The organism is Chitinophaga rhizosphaerae (assembly GCF_003958645.1).
GTDB classification, from domain to species: Bacteria; Bacteroidota; Bacteroidia; order Chitinophagales; family Chitinophagaceae; genus Chitinophaga; species Chitinophaga rhizosphaerae.
Genome location: NZ_RXLO01000001.1, coordinates 204,370 through 223,352 on the forward strand (window position 1 = coordinate 204,370; position 18,983 = coordinate 223,352).

Consider the following 18,983-nt stretch of genomic DNA (forward strand, 5'->3'; position numbering starts at 1 on the left):
TTTTATTAATCTTCGTGCAAGGCTACCGCCGGATAGATTTTGGCGGCTTGTCTGCCCGGGTACAGCGCGCAGAAGGATACGAGCACATAAAGGAATACGGCGGCCAGCAGGATGGCGGCAATGTAGGTGGTAGCGGGGAGGTCGAACAGGTGGAGCAGCGGGAACTGTACCGCCAGAATGATCCCGAGCAGCAGCGGGAGGCTTGTCAGCACGAGGGCTTCGCCCACGATCTGCCGCGTGATCCCTCCCGCGGTGGCGCCCACGGCTTTGCGGAGGCCCAGTTCGCCCCTTCGTTTGTTCACGCTGTACCATACCACGCCGTAAATCCCCAGGGCCACGTTCAGCACGAGGAACCCGCTGATCACCAGCATGAGGACGACGGGCACCAGCGCCAGGCGGTTCTTTACCACCCGTTTGTCTTCCAGTTTTTCGATTTCCGTGCTGGAGCCGGGGAGGTGGTGCATGATGGTTTTGTAGATCTGGCTTTCTGTGGAAGGGGCGGCGCCAGCGGTCAGTTTTATGAGGAACTTGTCCTGGAACCCGCTGTCGATGCGCTGATAAATGCCGGGTATCATTTCCGCATAATCGCCCTTGTCTTTCAGGTTGCGCACCACGCCCACGATCTGCCGGTTACCGGAAAGTACCCGGCCCACGGGGTCTGCTGCGCCGAAGAATTTTTCCGCGAGCTTTTCGTTGATGACCACCGGGCGGCGCGTTGCGGCCACGTCCTGCTTGTTGTACCATCTGCCACGGAGCAATTCCGCTTGCAGGGTTTTGGCAAAATCATCGTCTGCCCAGTAAGATTCGGCTTGTACGGAAATGTTGTCGTAGGAAAGGTTGTCGCTCGATGAGCTCAACGTATAAGGGCTGTTTGAACTTACGTAAGATACCGCGGCTACGCCGGGCATATTTCTCAGCGATCTTTTGAGCTGTTCCGAAAGTTGGGTCAGCGAATCTTTTGATGCACCTTCGGGTACCTGGAGGGAAGCGGTGACGGACAGCACCCGCCGGTATTCAAAACCACGCGGTGTACGGAGATTCCCGTAATTGTAAACCAGCATGGTGAATACGGCAAATAAAACGAGGAAGGAGACGAACAGTTCCAGGAACAGCAGGAAATGTTGCCGCTTTTTATTCCAAATGAGGGTGAGCAGATGTTGCAGCATACGGATGTTTTAAACGGTTTTCAATGCGGTGGCGATTTGCATCCGGCTCATACGCCAGGCGGGGTAAACGCCAGACATGCATCCGAACACCAGGCAAATGACCATACTGATGGCGAGTACTTTGTAATTGAGGCTGAGCGTCACATGGCTGAGCAGTTCCGCCTGGTTGAGAATGCCGATCACGATAAAGGAAAGCGCCATCCCGATGATCCCGCCGATCAGCGTAAGGATCACGTTTTCCACGATGAACTGCACCACCAGCGTGCCCGACGAAGCGCCGAACGCCTTGCGCACCCCTATTTCTGACGCTCTTTCGAGGATCCGGCTCAGGTTGAGGTTCACGAGGTTGAGCGTGGGCAGCAGCAGAAAGAACAAAAGGAACGCGCCAAGATAGATCATCAGTTTCGATGTGCCGTCGGAATCGTGTTTGCCCAGCAACATGCGGGTGAAGGTGGTCAGGTAGGGTTTGGCATGGCTTTCCAGTTCGGTAAAATGTTCATGCGGCATGGGTACTTTCGACATCTGGTGCGCATATTCCGCCTGCATCGCCGGTAAGTCGGCCTTCGACGGAGCGAGGAGGATGGGGATAAACATACCGTTGTAGCCCTTTTTAGCGGTGTGCTGCTGTGATACCGTCCATGGCAGGTACATGTCGCCATAGGCGAAAACCTGCGTGATCGCCACGCTTTTCACGACACCGGCTATGCGGTATTGCACATTGTCCGTTTCCAACAACTTGCCCACGGCCGGAACGCCTTTGCCGAAATAGCGGTCGCGCGTGCTTTCTGTGATGACGGCCACCCGTTCGCCCGCGTCTATCTGGGCCTGGGTGTAGGGTTTGCCTTCCAGGAACTGAAATTGCAGCACCTTCCAGAAACCTTCATTGGTGTATTTGATGTCTATGACCAGTTTCTGGTTATTGACGTAGGTGTTGGATGGGGCGAAGATGGATGAAATGGCCACGGCTTCGGGCGTTTTCATGCTTTCCACATAAGTATGGAGAAAATGGTAATTGAACGGGCCGGTGCGCTGGCCCTGTTCCTTTGGATCGGTGAGCTTGAGTGTCATCGAATACAGGCTGCGGTCGCGGTGAACATCCGGGTAGGAGGGGCTCACCAGGTGATCGATGGCGGCGGTGAGCACCATGAGGATCGTGAGGGAAAAGCTGATGCCGAAAAGCGAAATGAAAGTGAAGAACTTCCTGCGCTTCAGTACGGCTATGGCGATTTTGAAATAGTTAATGAGCATGGGTAGCGGATTAAGGGATTTACTGTACCTGGGCGCCGTCGAACAGGCGAACGAGCCGGTGCGTTTTTCGGGCCATTTGTTCGTCGTGGGTCACCATCACGATGGTAGTGCCGTCTTCCTTGTTGAGGCGGAGGAGGATGTCCATCACTTCGTTGCCCATGGCGCTGTCGAGGTTGCCGGTGGGCTCGTCGGCCAGGATGATCGACGGCCGGCCTACGATCGCCCGGGCGATGGCCACGCGTTGTTTCTGCCCGCCGGAAAGCTGTGTGGGGAAGTGTTTCATGCGGTTGCCGAGGCCCACTTTGCCGAGGGCTTCCCCGGCCAGCTCCCGCCTTTCCTTGGCGGTGGATTTACGGTACAGCAGCGGCAGCTCCACATTGTCGAGCACCCGCAAATCGTTGATGAGATGGTAGCTCTGGAAAATGAACCCGATGCGCTGGTTCCGGAAATGCGCCAGCTGCTTGTCGCGCAGGTGGAGCGTGTCCGACCCGGCGATGGTTACCTGTCCGCCGCTGGGCGCATCCAGCAGGCCCATGATATTGAGCAGGGTGCTTTTGCCGCAGCCGGAGGGGCCCATGATGCTGAGGAATTCCCCTTTGGCCACGTTCAGGTCTATGCAGTTGAGGGCTTGCGTTTCCACCGTGTCGGTACGGTAAACTTTTTCAATCTTTTTCAATTGTATCATAACTGATCTTTTTATTTTTTTCGAAATCGTATAGGGATAAATAGCGTAATTCATAATAGGCGCCCCAGAAATCCCGCAGCGCCAGGATGTAGTCGCGCTTGGCCTGGTCTTTCTCCGTGAAGGCGATACTGAGGTCGGTAATGCTCAGGTTGCCCAGCACGTACCGTTGCCGTGCGATCTCGTATTTTTCCGACGCGATGCTGTCTGCCGACGCGCTCAGTTGCACCTGTTCCTGCATCATGGTGTACAGGGTAACCTGGGTGGTAACCGCCTGCGCGAAGTTCTGGCGGTCCTGCTCCACGGCGTACTGGGTGAATTCCAGGTTGGCTTCCGCCGTTTTGGTGCGCGACCGCTGGCGGCCCCAGTCCAGCACGGGAATGGTGAATTTCAGTTCCACGAGCTGCTGGTTTTGCGGATCGCGGTACACTTTCCCGAGATCGGCTGCGCTGTTGGAATAGCCCAGGTTAGCGTTGAGCGCGGCGTTCAGCCCGTTTTCCCCTTTCGCTTTCGCCACGTCGCGCTTCGCTTCCCTGACACGCCTTTCATAGGCGAGCGACTGCGCGTTGTTGGCATAAGCTTCTTCCAGCACCCTGTCCGCGTTAACCTGCATGGCGATCATGGCCGGCGGCAGCTCCAGGCGGATTTTGCCGGCATGCTGCATCCCGGCATAGGCGCGGAGATTCATGGCAGCGATCTCCATATCGCGGCGCGCCGTACCGGCCGCTTTCTCGGCTTTCAGGTATTCCAGTTGCAATTGTAAGATTTCGTTGCGGGAAATTTTGCCCAGCGCAAACTTTTCATCGGCGATCCGCTGGATCTGTCGTGTGTTTTCGAGGTTGGTGACGGCGATCTGGAAATTGACCTGCGCCAGCAGCAGGTCGAAAAAGTAATCGGCCGCCTTCACGCCGATGAATTCCATATCGGCGATAAACTGTTGTTTGCTTTCCGCGAACCTGATGGGCGCGATGCGGTTGTCCCACTTCATCTGGTTAAACTGGAACAGCGGCTGCGAATACCCGATCGTGTAAGGGATGGCGTTATACAGCTTCGTTTTGGCGTCGAAATCATCGAACCTTTGCAGTTGCGTGGCGCCATAGATACGGCCGCCCGTTGCGGTAATCCCCTGGCTGAAGGAGAGGTTGAGCGCCGAGTTATTATAATGTACCGGCTCGAATTTTATGGTGCCGTTCGGCTGCGTAACGGGGTTGAACGTTTTCTGAAACCCCGGCAAAGTACCTTCCAGCGCCAGCTGCGGCTGGTAGTTGGAACGATGGGTGCGCCATTCCCAGTATTTCGTCTTACGGACGGTGATGGCCTGCTTCGCGGCGATGGAACCTTTGCGCGCCATGCCCACCACCTCGTCCAGCGAAAGCTGCAAGGTGTCCTGGGCGGGGAGGAGCACGGGAAACAGCAATAATATCAATATTGGGATGCGCTTCATTGGATGTCGATTTCTTTGGCGTGTTTGAACCCGCTCATGTCGGAGATGATGATAGTTTCACCGGCTTTCAGCCCGGATTTGATTTCCACGAAATCGAAATTCGCCATGCCGGTCTGCACCATTCTTCTCACGGCCTTGTTCCCTTCCACGACATATACCGCCATGGGCGATACGCCGTTGAACGCCGCGCCGTTCGGAGCCCGCAGTACGCCGTGCCCCGATGCGGTTACGGGGTACACGTCTACTTTCAGGTTCGGGCGGAGGGAAGGATAATGGCCCTGGTCCAGCCGGATGTCGAAAGTGACCGTACTGTTCAGCACCGCGGGGTGAACGGTTTGTACCCGGCCACGGATGCTCTGGTCCTGGATGCGGATGATGACGGGCATTCCGGCCGACAGCTTATCGGAATAATTATCGGCGATCGTGCCCGTCACCTTGAAACTTTGAAGGTCCGCGATGCGTACCAGCGGCTCTCCCTCTCGCACGGTAGTGCCGATGTTGCGGTTCACCCAGGTAACTACCCCGTTGCGGTGTGCTACGATGCCGGCGCCGTCGAGTTTCCTTTTGAGCTCGGTGAGCGCCTGTGCCTGGATGGCGGATTCAATCTCGGATTCCCGCATTTCTACCTGCATGGCTTCCTGTTTGTTTTTTATCTCGTATTCCAATTGGGCTTTTTCGTGCTGCGCCACGCGGAGATTGGTTTCGGCCTGCTCCACGCTTTCCCGGGTGCCGCCGCCGGCCTTGTAAAGCCTTTTTGCGTTCTCGACATCGGCCTGCAGCGCCTGGATGCGCAATTGCTTGATGTTGTTGCCGGTTTGGAGGTCGAAGTAGCTTTTGTTGAGCTGGAGGCGCAGTTTTTTGATGTTGTTGCGGCTGGATTCCAGCTGGAACTTACCTTTCTCGTATTCCGTTTCCGCCGTAGCCTTGTCGAGCTTCAGCAGCGGCTGGCCGGCTTTAACGGTAGCGCCCGCGGCGATGGATACTTCCAGCAACGCGGCATTTACCGGGCTGGTGATCACTTCTTCGAATTCCGGCAATACTTCGCCGGATGCGGTGAGCGTATTCTCGATATCACCGGTGCCTACCTGTGCGGTTTGGATGGATGCGCGCGGCACGGTGGCGTTGAAAAAAAAACGGATACACAATACGGCCACCGCCACAATGACGATGATGCCGGCGGCCACGATCCAGCGTTTGCGCCGGCGGTTCTGTGTGAATGTGGATGGAAGCGATCTGTCCATAGGTAAATCTGAAAAATTTGCCTTTCCCTTTCCAATCCGAGTGCCAAACATAATCATCACGTATTCAACTAGATATGGAGCTCCGGTTACAAAAAAGCGTTCGATATCGGACAGAATTTCCGGAATTGGAACAAATGGAACGACGGATCAAAAAGAGGCGGCGCGCCGGGGAACGACGGGGTGGTCATTGCCCGGATTCGGCCGGTGCCTGCACCGCCCAGGTGGGATACTAAAGGCATTTACGCGCTCCGGGTGGATGCAGACGAAGGCGGGTTCGAATAGCGGTGGCGGAAATTGAAATGGGGGCTGAAGTAAAATAATAATTATCTTTTCATTACGAAATAACAAAAATAATATATATATTCGGCCCGGAATCATATGCCTCAACAGTCCACAAAGAAGCGGTTTGAATCGTGCTGTGTAGCCTGCGACACCTGGATCGTTAGCTATCAGTCGGCTACGCTCCCTCACCCGGTGTACCTCGTTTGGTATACGGACAGGGTGAGTGGCGACCGCTTGCTCATGCACCGGAATGGCCCGGTTTTTACGGCGGAAACGCCGGAAAGCGTGGCGGCTGCGGCGGATGCGCAGTTGCCCGGGCTGGTGTACCATGCGCGGTTCCCGCAGTGGCTGGAAAGGGTAGTGGAACTGACCCCGACGGTCTGTAACGCATACGATGCCGATTACATCGAACAGTCGCTTTGCAGCAAGCGGAAGCTTAGCCTCAAAGCGATGGACGCATTGTCGAACTTCATCGATCTTTTCGGCGACTATGCCAATAGCCTGGAGAACGTTTCGCACCTGCAGGCGTTCCGTGATAACCCAGTGATCGAATCGTACATATCCCATTATTACCGCTTCATTTTCTGGCCGCGCCTGCAGCATGGCGCGCAGTTCAGGGATGCGCAAAGGCCCGCGCTGGAAACCGACCACAGCGCATTGTTAACCGTGTTCAGGGAAATGAGGGCGCAATTCGAAGCCGGTCTCAACAACTCATCCGGAAACTGATCTATCTAAAACCTACAAAAATGGAAAATCAAAACCTGTTCGATCTCCACATCGACGAAACCAGTGCCCGTTTTCTGAAAGAAACCGCCAAATGGGGCCGGTTCCTGTCTATTCTCGCCTTTATCGGGCTCGGCTTTTACGGGCTGTGCGTCATTATCATGCTACTGGTTGGCCAAAGGGCCAGCGGGCCGGTCATGGAAACCGCTTACGGGTCCAGCCCCATGAGCACGATGATGGCTACCGGCACGGGCCTGATCTTCATCCTGCTCATCGTGGCGCTGATGGTGATCCCCGTTATCTATTTGTACCGCTTTTCCACGCGGCTGAAAGTGGCTTTGGAGAATAACGACCAGCATACGTTGACCGAATCTTTCAGCAACCTGAAATCACTGTTCAAGTTCTATGGTATTTATACCATCGTACTGCTGGCGATCATGGTGCTGGCATTTATCGGCGGACTGATCGCCGGTTTATCCATGTTGAGTTAATACTTATACAGATGATATTGAAATGGAGCCCCCGCCCGGGGGGCTCTTTCCCGTTTTATAAAATCTCCCGTACTTATGTTCATGTCCATTCAATCCAGGTTCAAATGGGGCGCCTACACGCCACTGCTGGCCGGAGTTCTGCTTCCAGCGATCATTTCGGTCGTGATTTGGTTCCAGTTTATTGCCAAAGGGTACTTTTTTAAAAATGGCAAAATCTCCTGGCCGCTGTTGCTGTTTATAGTAGCGATGTCGTCGCAGGTAGGTATAATGATCTTTTTGTTGCTGACGCGTTTGGTGCGCATGGAGATTTCCGGCTATAGCATCAAAACGAAGAATTTTTATGGCTATGGACAGGAAAAGGAATGGTTGTTCGCCAATCTCGAGGGTTATTCTCTAAAAGTACAGGATTTGAAAAACAAGGGTGTCGTGGAATTTTTGATCCTTTGGAAAGATGGGAAAAAGGTGCTGCGGATCAATGATTCCTATTTCGACAATTACTTCGAAATAAAGGAAGCGGTTACCGGTAAACTGAAAAATATAGGTGAACGATAACGCCAAGTAAAAAAATCGACGACGAAAAAAAAGGCCGCTCCAATACAGGGCGGCCTTTTTCTATTTTTCATTCTTCAATCACGCGGTTGTTATGATGACTGCGCCAGGCTCAGGTTGTAGGCATGTATGCCGCTGAGCTCCTGCATGAATTCATCTGCCCAGAATTCGATATTGTAATGATTTACGTTCTCGAACAGGCGCTGCATGCGGATCTGGCGTTCCTGTTTATTCATGGCGATGGCGCGGAGCAGGGAGTCCGTCATGGAAACATTGTCGTACGGGTTGGTCATGATCGCATCCCCCAGTTCAACCGACGCTCCGGCGAATTCTGAAAGTACCAGCACGCCGTCCGAATTGGGGATTTGTCCCTGCGCGGCCACGTACTCTTTGGCAACGAGGTTGAGCCCGTCGCGCAGTGGCGTGATCCAGGCGATGTCGGCGATAGCGTAATACGCCACCACTTCCTCGAACGAGAACGAACGGAAGAAGAAATGGATCGGCACCCAGTCGATCGTGGAATATTTCCCGTTGATCATGCCGATGAGCTGTTCCAGTTCCTGTTGCACCTGCTCGTAGATCTTCATGCCTTTCGCCGGCGGCGTACAGATATTGATCAGTTCTATCTTGCCGTGGAGGTTCGGATGTTCTTCGAGGAACTGTGCGAAGGCTTTGATCTTCTCCAGCGGCCCTTTCACATAATCGAGCCTTTCGATGCTGAGGATGGTCTTTTTGCCGCCGGTATTTTTCTTCAGTTGCGCGATCATTTCCTTTGTACTGTCTTGCTGCAGCAATTCGCCGATGTAATCCACATGCACGCCAACGGGATTGGCGCCGAGCCGCACTTTGCGGCGGCCGGTGTCGATCTCGCGGGTCATGGTGCCGGTACCCATGGCGGTGCTGTAGGTGAGAAACCGCGGGGCGCAGCTTTCGGTTTCGGTGATCTTTACGGGCATGAGGCTTTTTACGACGTCCACGAAATTCTCCACGTACCGGGGAATGTGGAAGCTGACGTAATCGCACTGCAACAGGCTGTGGATGATCTCCGAGCGCCAGGGGATGATGTTGAAGGTATTGGCCGCCGGGAAAGCGGTGTGATGGAAGAAGCCGATTTTAAGATCGGGGCGCAGCTGGCGCAGGAATCCGGGTACCATCCACAGGTTGTAGTCATGGATCCAGATCATGGCGTTGGGCGCGGCTTCCTTCGCGGCTTTCTCGGCGAACACGCGGTTCACTTTCAGGTAATGTTCCCAATGTTCGTGGTTGAACTGGGCTTTTTCCACGAAAGAGAAGATCGCGGGCCAGAAGGCTTCCTTCGAAAATACTTTATAGAATAGGTTGATGTCGTCTTTTTGCAAACTCACCGGGCTCGCTTCCAGGTTGGGATATTCTTCCGGGTCGATGAAGAAATTCTCTTCCGGCGCGGGGTTTTCTTCGTCCGCTTCCTGCCATGCGATCCACAATCCGGGCCTGCCGGATTTGAAGAAGTTGGTGAGGGTGGGAAGGATGCCGTTGGGCGATTTGGGTTTGCGGCGCACGAGCTCCCCGTTTTCCACCGCCGTTTCGAAGGGGAAGCGGTGGTAGAGCATGACGAGCTGCGTGGATTCCGCAGATTCTGCGGCTTTTTCCGCTTTGGTGTAAAAAGGCCGGAAATCTTTCCAGTGCCGGATGGCTTCGATGATGCCGCCGGCGCCGGGTGCGTTGGCGATGAAGGTGTCTTCCCGGCCGGATACGGCGCGCACGAGCGCGGGCTCCGCTGCGCCAACCACTACGCCGCGGAATCCGCGGCCGTAGAGCGAAAGATCGTTGAGGGTATCCCCGGCTACGAGGATCTTACTGTCGGGGACCTGCAGGAGGTCTGCCAGTTGCCGCAATGTGGCGCCCTTGTTGACGGACGGGGGCAGCACGTCGAGGAATTTGTTGGCCGACAGGATGATGTCGCACCCGAGGGTTTCTTCCAGGCGGGAGATTTCCGACTGGATAGACGGGTCGTCAAAAAAGAAGGAGCAGCGGCGTTGCTGGGGCACGGGCTGGAGGCGCAGGCCTTTCACATCGTTCATCTGTTCCATTACGGCCTGCTTGCCGGGCCATTTCAGTTCGATGTTGTTCTGAATGGGCTGAACGGGCAATAACGTATGGCCGTCGAGAATGGTGGCGCCCACATCGCAGATGATGTAGTCGGGGGTAGGGATGACGGGATCTGCCAGGAGCGGGAGCACCGTTTCTACGCCGCGGCCTGTTACGAATATGAGTCGGAAGTCAGCGTTTTGCCGGATCAGGGCATACAGTTGTTCTTTGTGGGCCTGACTTCCTCCCAGGAATGTTCCATCTAAATCGGTGGCAAGGATCATTATCAGTGTTTTTGGTGATAGAATATATATCAAAAGCCACGCAGGGCTTGAATATCAGTGGGGTTACCGGGTTGGATAGCGTTCACAAAGGTACGGAAAATGCGGGGAGGGCGGGGGTGACAACTTGGCGAAATTTGTGACGATTAGTCACCCCACTGACTTGTTTCATCCAGTGAAATTCATTATATTGGCCATGATGATACAGCCAAAACGATTATACGACGCGGTAGCTTACCAGCAGGAAAAATTCCCCAAACCGGATATGGTGGCCTCCAAGGTGGAAGGCAACTGGAAGCCGTATTCCACGGCGGCCGTCCAGGAAAATGCGCAACGCTTAGCCGCAGGGCTCCTGGAGCTGGGCGTGGGAGGCAACGACTTTACGGCCGAAGGGGCAGACAAGATCGCCATCATAGCCAACAACCGTCCGGAATGGATTTTTACCGATCTGGCGGTGCAACAGGTGGGTGCCGTGTTGGTACCGCTTTATCCCACTACCAACCCGCTCGAAATCAAGTTTATACTGAACGATGCTGCGGTGAAATACATTTTCGTGAGTAACCAGGAGATGTATGACAAGATCAGGGAACTGATGCCCGAAGTGCCTTCGCTCAAAGGTATCTTTTCGTTCGACCAGCTGCCCAATGTTCCGCATTGGTCGGAATTGACGGCCAAAGCTACGCCCGAACTGGAAGCCAAAGTGAAAGAGATCGCCGCGGGCATCCCCGAAGAACATCTCGCCACCATTATCTATACCAGCGGCACCACAGGCACGCCCAAAGGCGTGATGCTCACACATAAGAACATCGTCTCCAACGTCATGTTCTCCAAAGCGAGCTTCCCCTTCCCGGATGCGCCGGAAACCCGCGTCCTGAGCTTCCTTCCGCTCAATCACATCTTCGAGAAAACCGTCACCTACATCTATCTTTTCAGCGGCATCAGTATTTATTATGCGGAAAGCATGGACAAGATCGCCGATAACCTCCGCGAAGTGAAGCCCGATGGTTTCACCACCGTGCCCCGCTTGCTGGAAAAGGTATACGAGAAGATCATGAGCAAGGGCAACGAGCTCACCGGCATCAAACGCGGGCTCTTTTTCTGGGCCGTGGCGCTCGGTAAAAAATATGATAACGTGGTCAGCAACGGCTTGTGGTACAACATCCAGCTGGCGATCGCCAATAAACTCATCTTCAATAAATGGCGCGATGCGCTCGGTGGCAAGATTTCGTTCATCGTTACCGGCGGCGCGGCCGCTTCCGAGGGGTTGCTGCGCATTTTCAACGCGGCCGGGATCCCGGTGTATGAAGGGTATGGGCCAACGGAGAACAGTCCTGTTATCAGCGTGAACCGGCGCTTCCCCGCAGGGCTTACGCGCTTCGGTACCACGGGCCCTGTGCTCGAAGGCGTTGAGCTCAAGTTCACAGAAGAAGGCGAGATTTGCGTGCGTGGCGCCTCCGTCATGAAAGGCTATTACAAACGCCCCGATCTTACCGCAGAAACGGTGATCGACGGCTGGCTCCATACCGGCGATATCGGCACTTTGGTGGAAGGGAAATTCCTCAAGATCACCGATCGCAAGAAAGAACTTTTCAAAACCAGCGGCGGCAAATACGTGGCGCCTCAGCCCATCGAGAACAAAATGAAGGAAAGCCCCTTCATCGAACAGATCATGGTGGTGGGCAACGAGCGCAAATTCGTGAGCGCGCTCATCGTTCCTTCGTTCTCCCTGCTCAAACAATGGATGCACCAGAACAATGTGCCCTTCACGACCATCGAAGAAGCCGTGAAAAATCCGCAGGTGCTGGATATGTTCCAGAAGACGGTGGACCGCTACAACGCCAATTTCAACCACGTGGAGCAGGTGAAGAAATTTGCCCTGATGCCTGCCGAATGGGGCGTGGATACCGGGGAAATGACGCCGAAGCTCAGTCTCCGCCGGAAAGTGATCCTCGATAAATATAAAGACATGATAGAAAACATCTACAACGTCTGACCAGTATATTCCGGGTCCGGCCAAACCAGGCCGGCCCTTTTTCCTGTTGCTTCCCTGCCTGTAAACCCGTTAACTTTGTGACATGATACGTCCTGCAACCCCCAACGACGCGCCCGCGGCCATCCAGTTGCTCTTCCTTGCCATGGAAGACATTGCCCGCAAGATCTCCGGTACCAATGACATGCAGGTGGTCACCCACATCTTCGAGCACCTGTTCCGCGAGCCCGGTAACCAGTACAGTTACGAGAATACATTGCTATATGAGGCCGACAACGGCGTGTCCGGCATGATCGTGGGGTACGACGGCGGCAAGCTGCACCAGCTCCGAAAGCCCGTGCTCGATTACATCCGTTGGCAAACCGGCGCCGGCGTTTGCCCGGAAGATGAAACGGAGGCGGGTGAATTTTATCTCGACAGCATCGCCGTGGCCCCGGGCAACCAGGGCAAAGGGATCGGCGGGCAGCTCATCAACGCGGCCGTGGAACGCGCGGCGGGAGAAGGCATGCGGAAGGCGGGGCTGCTCGTGAGCACCGATAACCCCGCGGCACAGCGCCTCTACGAAAGGATGGGGTTCAAAGTGGAATACACGATGCCCTTCGCCGGCGGGCGCTACCATCATCTCATAAAAAAGATCGATAACGCATAGTACCGGAGCGGCAGTAATGCGTCTTCCTCATTCACCTGACTATTTTCCATGCTGAAACCCATTATTACGCTCCTCTTCGCCGCTTTCGCCCTCCCGGCGTTTGCCGCTCATCAGGAATCGATTGCATCCGAAGATTCCCTCCGCATCGGGGCATTGCCCCGCGCGCTCACTTTCGACGCTTCCAAAGGGAGCCTGAAAGCCACGGGGAACGATGCTTTCATCCTGCATGCCAACAAGAATACCGACCTGTATTCCTTCGTAGACAGCAGTTTCTACGTGCACCAGGTGCCCATGGCCACCTTCGCGGCGGATGAAAAATTCATCTTTTCCGCTAAAGTACGGCCGGAACCCAAGGCGTTGTTCGACGGCGGCGCCCTGCTGCTCTATACCGATTCCTCCAACTGGGCCAAACTGCTCGTGGAACGGATGGACGATGGCCGCATCATGCTGGGGTCCTCCCTTATCACAGACCGGGTCACCGACGACAGCTACCACCGCGCCGTTAATGCGGCGGAAGTATATGTGAAAGTGGTCCGTTCGGGCAATATTTACGGTTTTTACTTCTCCGAAGACGGTAAAAAGTGGCAAATCCTGCGCACTTTCCGCTACCGCCGGCCACAGGGGCTGCGGATCGGGTTCTATGCCCAGTCGCCCAAAGGCGAGGGGATGGACTTCCATGTGTCCGAAGTGCGATACCGGCCGGAAGCTTACAAGGATTTCTACGCCGGGGAATAACGTCCCTTTGCCATTCATCCAATTAATCGATGTCTGACTGACATTTATCCTATTTTGTCACGATAACTTTGAAAATCGGGATATAAATAGCGATGAGGAAATTAGGCTTATTGATATTGATTTGGAGCATGGGCGTGTTCGCGGGAACGGCGGCACTTGCACAGCAGCAACAAGGCAACCAGCAGCAGGCGGAGATACTCGGCAAACTGGTCGACGACCAAACTGGCAAGCCGGTTGAATATGCATCGGTAGCGCTCCTGAAATCGACGGATTCTTCCGTGGTAACGGGGATGCTGTCGAAAGGCAACGGCGATTTCGACTTCCGGAATATTGCGCCGGGGAAATACATCCTGAAAATATTCTTTATCGGGTACGAGACATTCTTCAGGCCCGTGACCGTCCGCCAAAGCAGCGACGTCGGCAATTTGCGCCTCAAAACCACTGCCACTGCGCTGAAAGGTGTGGAAGTGGTGGGCGAGAAGCCGGCTTTCACGATGGAGATCGATAAACGCGTCTTCAACGTGGAAAAGAACCTCGCCAGTGTGGGCGGTACCGCCACAGACGTGCTCCGGCAGGTGCCCTCCGTGAACGTGGATATCGACGGGAATGTGAGTGTGCGGAACGGAAGCCCGACCATTTTCATCGACGGCCGCCCCAGTACGCTTACGCTCGACCAAATACCTGCAGACGCGATCCAGAGCGTGGAAGTGGTGACCAATCCCTCCGCGAAATACGACGCCGAAGGGATGAGCGGCATCCTCAACATCGTACTGAAAAAGAACCGGAAAGCCGGCATCAACGGCCTCATTCAGGGCGGATATGCTTCCACCAAAAGTTCCAATGCCGGTGTAGACCTCAACGCACGCCAGGGCAAGGTGAACCTGTTTTTGAACTATAGCCTGCGCGACCGCCGCTCGCCCATGAAGCAGCACATGTTCCGCAAGAACATCGACGGGAACGGCGTGAGCTATATGGACCAATACCAGGACGGTGAGTTCGGCCGCCGCTTCCAGAACGGGAGGGTCGGGTTCGACTGGTTTATCGACAACCGCAATACCCTGACGGTTTCCCAGGGCATTACCGCCGGGGATTTCAATAACCTCAACACCCAGGAGATTTTCGACCTGAACGGTAATAAGGAGCGCATCCAGCGCGGGGTGGGGCGGAACGACAGTAAGCATAACTTCCGTAACTACGCTACGCAGGTGGGCTACAAGCGGACGTTCTCCAAAGAAGGCCGGGAACTGACGGCCGACGTGACGTACAACCGCGCCAACAACCGGAACAACAGCGACTACAGCCTCCAGTATTTCGATATGGCCGGTGTGCCGGGCAATTCGCCGAACCGGCCCGAGACGCGGTATGGCACGGGGAGCGGGAATACGACGTACCTCACGGCACAAGTGGATTTTGTGACGCCGCTGACCGAGAAATCGAAGGTGGAAGCGGGTTTGCGGTCGAATAACCGGCGGTTCAACAATGTGTTGAGCACTTTCGGGAAGGATTTTTCGAGCGGGGAATTCGCGTATGATTCCAGTCTTTCCAATGATTACCGATATACCGAGCAGATCAATGCCGCGTATGTAAGTTATACGGGAGGATACGGAAACTTCGGGTTCCAGACCGGGTTGCGCGCCGAGCAGTCGTTTTATACCGGAGAATTGCGGAACGTGAAGGGCGCATCCTACGAGATCGATTATCCCATCAGCCTGTTTCCCAGTGTTTTCCTGTCGCAGAAACTGAAGGGCGATCATGAATTGCAACTGAATTACAGCCGCCGTATCCAGCGGCCCTGGTTCCGCGACCTGCTCCCCAATATCGAGTACAACGCCAATTCGGCGCGGAGAGGCAATCCTTCGCTGGCGCCGGAATTCACGAATTCCTTCGAACTGTCGTACCTGAAGGACTTCAACCGGAAAGTCAATGTGCTGGCGTCTTTATATTTCCGGAACACCAATAACGCGATCACCAATTTTTACCTCGATACCACGCTGGTGCTGGACGGGCAGGAGCGCAAAGTGCTGTTGAATCATCCCATCAATGCGGACCATCGCAATTCATACGGCGCGGAACTGACCGTTCGCACGCAGGTGACGAAAGGTTGGGATATTACGGCCAACGTGAACATGGCGCAAACAAGCGTGAGTGCGCAGGATTTGAATAACAGCGGGTTTATCTGGTTCGGCAAGGTCAACAGTAATACGAAACTGCCGTGGAATCTGACGTTGCAGGTGACTGGCGAGTACGAATCGAAGAAGATTCTGCCGCAGGGGGAAGAGGCGCCGGAGTACCAGATCGATCTGGGGCTGAAGAAGGATTTTTTGAAGAAAAAGAACCTCTCCGTGATGGTGGGGCTCAACGATATATTCAATACCGACCGGGATTTGAGCTGGACGAAGACCTCCTTTTCCGAATCGGAGCGGTACCGCAAACGCGTGTCCCGCGAATTGCGGGTGAATGTGAGCTGGCGTTTCGGGAAGATGGACGCAAAAATTTTCAACAGGAAGAAACGTGGTGGTGAAGAAGGAGTTGGCGAAATGGGAGGCGATGGCTTCTGATCCTCCGGATTTCGGAGAAATCCTCTTCTCATAGTGAGATATTCCCGGTCATTTTTCGATGGCCGGGATTTTTTTTGTCCGACATTCGGGTTGATATTTGATACGGTTGATTTAGCAGGATAATGGTCCATTTTTCCATTAATGGGCTGGGATCCGCCGATTTGTCGGGAAAAATGGTTAACTTTTTCACTCATCCATAACGATTTCTATGCTGATTCTCCAGTCCATCACAGATCCGGTGTACACGAAGCCGGCCAAGCCGAGTTTTTTCGAGCGTTTTATCCGCGACCCGAGAGACCTGCCGTTCGTGTACCTGTCTATCCGAATCACTTTGGTGCTGGGTATTACGGCTTTGTTGCTGTACATGCCTTTTGTCGACGGCTGGCTGTGGGGTATTACCGCTACGGTGTACCTGGTGTTCAATAATGCGGTGTTCAAGGGGCCGTTCGGGTTGATGTTGCATTGCACGTCGCACCGGGCGTTTTTCAGGAAGGAGTACGGATTTATGAACCATTACCTGCCCTGGGTGCTGGGCCCGCTGTTCGGGCAAACGCCGGAAACGTATTACAGCCATCATATCGGGATGCACCATGCGGAGAATAACATGCCGGAAGACGAGAGCAGTACCATGAAGTACCAGCGCGATTCTTTCCGTGGGTTTTCCATGTACCTGGGCTCCTTCTTCTTTGCGGGAGTGTATCATTTGTGTACTTACTTTTACCGGAAGAACCGGAAGCGGCTCCTGTACCGTTCCGTGCGCGGGGAGTTATTGTTCATCGCCATGTGCGTAGGGTTGAGTTTCGTGAACTGGCCGGCTACTTTGGTGGTGTTCATCATCCCGTTCGTCATTTCCCGTATTATCATGATGATGGGCAACTGGGCGCAACATGCCTTCATCGATGCCAGCGACCCGGGGAACCATTACAAAAACTCCATCACCTGCATCAATACGAAATACAACCATAAATGCTGGAACGACGGGTATCATATCAGTCACCATGTGAAACCTAACATGCATTGGACGGAGCACCCGGTTTATTTCCGCCAGACGTTGCAGGAGTATATCGATAACGAAGGCATCGTGTTCGACGGGATCCATTTCCTGCATGTGTTCCTTTGGCTGGTGACGCGGCGGTACGACAAGCTCGCCCGGCATTACGTAAACATCGGAGATCGTTTTTCTTCGGATGAAGAAGTGATCGCGTTCCTGAAGGAGCGGACGAAGAAGATTCCGGAATCGGAATTGGAGTTAGGCGTGATCAGGGCCTGATCGGGTTGTCGAAACGGTAACGGTTAATGGGACCAGTAAGATCAACGGCGGCGTTTCCGTGCGGCTGTTGATTCCTTTCCGCCAATCAGCGTTTCTTAAAATCGAGCCCTTTTTCCTGCAGCGCCGCCCTCAACTTGGGTAGCGAAGCCGGCCCCATACCATGCAGTGACATTATTTCCTTTTGCGTATATTTCGAAAGCTTTCCGGGGGTATCTATGCCGAGGGACTGCAAGGCCCTGCGCGCCGGGCCGGAGAAGGCCGCCAGGAACCCGTCGGAAGGCCGCGCTTCGGCTTCGCATTGCGGGCATGCGTGGCAGTCGGACGACTTGTAGTACTGGTGCCCATTTGGGCAGGTGCGGAGTGGTTGTGCTGCGGACATGGGCTCGAGGGTTTGATATGCCGTAAATTACCATTTTAACTGGAAATCATCATGTTGACAGGCACTAATCTCGCTGGATGGATGTTGTTGCTCGCCGGACTGGGCCTATGGTTCATTACGTTACGGAAGGTGCGCAGAGAACCGGAAAACACGAAAAAACGCTGGCTGTTCGCCGTATCGTTCGCGCTGGATGTTGCCGGCATCACTTTGTTGACCGACGGCTGCGGGAGCCGCATTTTATCGGAATAATTCCCCTGGGGCAAAGGGTTACCTTAGTGTTTAACACGATCTCGACCTGGATAATTATGTAAGCATGATTCAATAGCATGGCCCACTACTACATGGAACACCACTCCGACGAAAGCTTCCTGGTGTACCGGGAAGGTGCGCTGCTGCTGACGGTCCGCCGCCGGCGCGGGTGGGACGCTTTGCTGCGTTCCGAATTCTTCCTGGGGGATAAGTGCATCCTGGCGGCGAGCCTGTCGGAATTCCTGTGGTCGTGGCGGTTGCGGATCACTTTCCTCGATCCGGCCTGGTCGATTGCCCGCGAAGGCAAGGGGGTAGGGAAGTTCCGGGTGCCGGAGGGGCTGATCGAAGTGAAACAGGGGACGCTCAGGAACCCGGTCCGGACGTTCTGGCTCAACGGTGAAAAAATGGGCTTCGCGGACATGGATATGCGAAAGTTCCTGCCGCCATTCGAGTATCAGCTGGAACTGAGCGGTTCGCCGGAACTGGAGTTGTACTTTCTGCTGGCGATGATTTTGTCGGAGCCGGATATGACAACTTAGGATAATCATCCCGATGATCTTGAAATGGGGGATGCGCTGCGTTACGCTATCACGGCGGTTTCGGAAGTTAAACGGTTGTAAGCATGGTGTAGAACGAAATGGATAATCAATGCGGCCCTCAAATTTAATTACAAGACATGCTAATATTCGTTTTGGCCAGCCCGTTATTGCCGGCCCGAGACTGCCCGTTCATACTGTGAACTCCATGGCGCTATACATGCCCATCGAAGCATTACCGGAAGATTTTAAATTGTTGCCGGAGGAGGTGAACGCTGCCGTATGATACTGTTTAAGCAGCGTAATGGAGCAAACCACCGATAAGTATTGTGTCGGATGTATGCTGCGGAGTATTCATGAAGGTTGGGGGGTAAAGACGATTAGAAAGAAATGGACGGTATCTATAAGTAAAGGCTATCCTTATTTTTCTATGCGTTGGAACG

Annotated in this window: 18 protein-coding genes; 11 read left to right on the forward strand and 7 right to left on the reverse strand. The window is 54.3% G+C overall.

Annotated features, from left to right (window positions below):
• Positions 1–5: 5 nt before the first annotated feature.
• The 5 genes from EJ361_RS00845 to EJ361_RS00865 are packed head-to-tail and all read right to left on the reverse strand — an operon-like array spanning position 6 to position 5,781.
• Positions 6–1,166, reverse strand: a complete 1,161-nt coding sequence (locus tag EJ361_RS00845) for an ABC transporter permease (protein ID WP_126243452.1) — start codon at positions 1,164–1,166, stop codon at positions 6–8.
• Between the two features lie 9 nt (positions 1,167–1,175).
• On the reverse strand, positions 1,176–2,414 hold the full coding sequence (locus EJ361_RS00850) for an ABC transporter permease (protein ID WP_126243453.1): 1,239 nt from the start codon (positions 2,412–2,414) through the stop codon (positions 1,176–1,178).
• 19 nt (positions 2,415–2,433) lie between these two features.
• Positions 2,434–3,099 carry an ABC transporter ATP-binding protein gene (locus tag EJ361_RS00855; protein ID WP_126243454.1) on the reverse strand — a complete coding sequence of 222 codons (666 nt, stop codon included), beginning with the start codon at positions 3,097–3,099 and terminating at the stop codon, positions 2,434–2,436.
• Positions 3,077–4,540 (reverse strand): TolC family protein, encoded by a 1,464-nt coding sequence (locus EJ361_RS00860; protein WP_126243455.1) that lies wholly within the window; start codon positions 4,538–4,540, stop codon positions 3,077–3,079. The genes EJ361_RS00855 and EJ361_RS00860 overlap by 23 nt, the downstream gene beginning before the upstream one ends.
• Positions 4,537–5,781: an efflux RND transporter periplasmic adaptor subunit gene (locus tag EJ361_RS00865; RefSeq protein WP_126243456.1), complete on the reverse strand. Its 1,245-nt coding sequence runs from the start codon at positions 5,779–5,781 to the stop codon at positions 4,537–4,539. Before EJ361_RS00865 ends, EJ361_RS00860 begins: the two co-directional genes overlap by 4 nt.
• Positions 5,782–6,159: 378 nt before the next feature.
• On the opposite strand from EJ361_RS00865, the gene EJ361_RS00870 reads away from it, so the two are divergent.
• The 3 genes from EJ361_RS00870 to EJ361_RS00880 all read left to right on the forward strand — a co-directional run bounded on the left by EJ361_RS00870 (position 6,160) and on the right by EJ361_RS00880 (position 7,829).
• Positions 6,160–6,789, forward strand: a complete 630-nt coding sequence (locus EJ361_RS00870; RefSeq protein ID WP_126243457.1) for a hypothetical protein — start codon at positions 6,160–6,162, stop codon at positions 6,787–6,789.
• A 20-nt stretch (positions 6,790–6,809) separates the two neighbouring features.
• Entirely contained in the window at positions 6,810–7,277 is a 468-nt protein-coding gene (locus EJ361_RS00875) for a DUF5362 family protein (protein ID WP_126243458.1), read from the forward strand.
• Positions 7,278–7,352: 75 nt separating this feature from the next.
• On the forward strand, positions 7,353–7,829 hold the full coding sequence (locus EJ361_RS00880; RefSeq protein ID WP_126243459.1) for a hypothetical protein: 477 nt from the start codon (positions 7,353–7,355) through the stop codon (positions 7,827–7,829).
• An 89-nt stretch (positions 7,830–7,918) separates the two neighbouring features.
• Here EJ361_RS00880 and ggpS read toward each other — a convergent pair whose 3' ends face one another.
• Positions 7,919–10,177 carry a glucosylglycerol-phosphate synthase gene (gene ggpS, locus EJ361_RS00885; RefSeq protein WP_126243460.1) on the reverse strand — a complete coding sequence of 753 codons (2,259 nt, stop codon included), beginning with the start codon at positions 10,175–10,177 and terminating at the stop codon, positions 7,919–7,921.
• A gap of 193 nt (positions 10,178–10,370) precedes the next feature.
• On the opposite strand from ggpS, the gene EJ361_RS00890 reads away from it, so the two are divergent.
• From EJ361_RS00890 to EJ361_RS00910, 5 genes are all read left to right on the forward strand, one after another.
• Positions 10,371–12,167 carry an AMP-dependent synthetase/ligase gene (locus EJ361_RS00890; RefSeq protein ID WP_240646507.1) on the forward strand — a complete coding sequence of 599 codons (1,797 nt, stop codon included), beginning with the start codon at positions 10,371–10,373 and terminating at the stop codon, positions 12,165–12,167.
• An 82-nt stretch (positions 12,168–12,249) separates the two neighbouring features.
• Positions 12,250–12,813 (forward strand): GNAT family N-acetyltransferase, encoded by a 564-nt coding sequence (locus EJ361_RS00895; RefSeq protein ID WP_126243461.1) that lies wholly within the window; start codon positions 12,250–12,252, stop codon positions 12,811–12,813.
• Positions 12,814–12,861: 48 nt separating this feature from the next.
• Positions 12,862–13,548 carry a DUF1349 domain-containing protein gene (locus EJ361_RS00900; protein WP_126243462.1) on the forward strand — a complete coding sequence of 229 codons (687 nt, stop codon included), beginning with the start codon at positions 12,862–12,864 and terminating at the stop codon, positions 13,546–13,548.
• Positions 13,549–13,658: 110 nt separating this feature from the next.
• Positions 13,659–16,106 (forward strand): outer membrane beta-barrel family protein, encoded by a 2,448-nt coding sequence (locus EJ361_RS00905; protein WP_164714022.1) that lies wholly within the window; start codon positions 13,659–13,661, stop codon positions 16,104–16,106.
• A gap of 208 nt (positions 16,107–16,314) precedes the next feature.
• Positions 16,315–17,376 (forward strand): fatty acid desaturase family protein, encoded by a 1,062-nt coding sequence (locus EJ361_RS00910; protein WP_126243464.1) that lies wholly within the window; start codon positions 16,315–16,317, stop codon positions 17,374–17,376.
• An 85-nt stretch (positions 17,377–17,461) separates the two neighbouring features.
• On the opposite strand, the gene EJ361_RS00915 is transcribed toward EJ361_RS00910, so the two are convergent.
• Positions 17,462–17,755, reverse strand: a complete 294-nt coding sequence (locus tag EJ361_RS00915) for an RNA polymerase alpha subunit C-terminal domain-containing protein (RefSeq protein WP_126243465.1) — start codon at positions 17,753–17,755, stop codon at positions 17,462–17,464.
• A gap of 51 nt (positions 17,756–17,806) precedes the next feature.
• On the opposite strand from EJ361_RS00915, the gene EJ361_RS00920 reads away from it, so the two are divergent.
• The 3 genes from EJ361_RS00920 (at position 17,807) to EJ361_RS26100 (ending at position 18,826) form a co-directional block, all read left to right on the forward strand.
• On the forward strand, positions 17,807–18,004 hold the full coding sequence (locus tag EJ361_RS00920) for a hypothetical protein (RefSeq protein ID WP_126243466.1): 198 nt from the start codon (positions 17,807–17,809) through the stop codon (positions 18,002–18,004).
• A 77-nt stretch (positions 18,005–18,081) separates the two neighbouring features.
• Complete coding sequence (locus EJ361_RS00925) at positions 18,082–18,543, forward strand: hypothetical protein (RefSeq protein ID WP_126243467.1); 462 nt, start codon at positions 18,082–18,084, stop codon at positions 18,541–18,543.
• Positions 18,544–18,652: 109 nt separating this feature from the next.
• Positions 18,653–18,826 carry a DUF433 domain-containing protein gene (locus EJ361_RS26100; protein WP_126243468.1) on the forward strand — a complete coding sequence of 58 codons (174 nt, stop codon included), beginning with the start codon at positions 18,653–18,655 and terminating at the stop codon, positions 18,824–18,826.
• The last annotated feature ends 157 nt before the right edge of the window (positions 18,827–18,983 follow it).

Bases quoted from the DNA above. Each gene is read 5' to 3' on its own strand.
- EJ361_RS00845 (WP_126243452.1), bottom strand. From the start codon at position 1,166: ATGCTGCAACATCTGCTCACCCTCATTTGGAATAAAAAGCGGCAACAT.
- EJ361_RS00850 (WP_126243453.1), bottom strand. From the start codon at position 2,414: ATGCTCATTAACTATTTCAAAATCGCCATAGCCGTACTGAAGCGCAGG.
- EJ361_RS00855 (WP_126243454.1), bottom strand. From the start codon at position 3,099: ATGATACAATTGAAAAAGATTGAAAAAGTTTACCGTACCGACACGGTG.
- EJ361_RS00860 (WP_126243455.1), bottom strand. From the start codon at position 4,540: ATGAAGCGCATCCCAATATTGATATTATTGCTGTTTCCCGTGCTCCTC.
- EJ361_RS00865 (WP_126243456.1), bottom strand. From the start codon at position 5,781: ATGGACAGATCGCTTCCATCCACATTCACACAGAACCGCCGGCGCAAA.
- EJ361_RS00870 (WP_126243457.1), top strand. From the start codon at position 6,160: ATGCCTCAACAGTCCACAAAGAAGCGGTTTGAATCGTGCTGTGTAGCC.
- EJ361_RS00875 (WP_126243458.1), top strand. From the start codon at position 6,810: ATGGAAAATCAAAACCTGTTCGATCTCCACATCGACGAAACCAGTGCC.
- EJ361_RS00880 (WP_126243459.1), top strand. From the start codon at position 7,353: ATGTTCATGTCCATTCAATCCAGGTTCAAATGGGGCGCCTACACGCCA.
- ggpS (WP_126243460.1), bottom strand. From the start codon at position 10,177: ATGATCCTTGCCACCGATTTAGATGGAACATTCCTGGGAGGAAGTCAG.
- EJ361_RS00890 (WP_240646507.1), top strand. From the start codon at position 10,371: ATGATGATACAGCCAAAACGATTATACGACGCGGTAGCTTACCAGCAG.
- EJ361_RS00895 (WP_126243461.1), top strand. From the start codon at position 12,250: ATGATACGTCCTGCAACCCCCAACGACGCGCCCGCGGCCATCCAGTTG.
- EJ361_RS00900 (WP_126243462.1), top strand. From the start codon at position 12,862: ATGCTGAAACCCATTATTACGCTCCTCTTCGCCGCTTTCGCCCTCCCG.
- EJ361_RS00910 (WP_126243464.1), top strand. From the start codon at position 16,315: ATGCTGATTCTCCAGTCCATCACAGATCCGGTGTACACGAAGCCGGCC.
- EJ361_RS00915 (WP_126243465.1), bottom strand. From the start codon at position 17,755: ATGTCCGCAGCACAACCACTCCGCACCTGCCCAAATGGGCACCAGTAC.
- EJ361_RS00920 (WP_126243466.1), top strand. From the start codon at position 17,807: ATGTTGACAGGCACTAATCTCGCTGGATGGATGTTGTTGCTCGCCGGA.
- EJ361_RS00925 (WP_126243467.1), top strand. From the start codon at position 18,082: ATGGCCCACTACTACATGGAACACCACTCCGACGAAAGCTTCCTGGTG.
- EJ361_RS26100 (WP_126243468.1), top strand. From the start codon at position 18,653: ATGCGGCCCTCAAATTTAATTACAAGACATGCTAATATTCGTTTTGGC.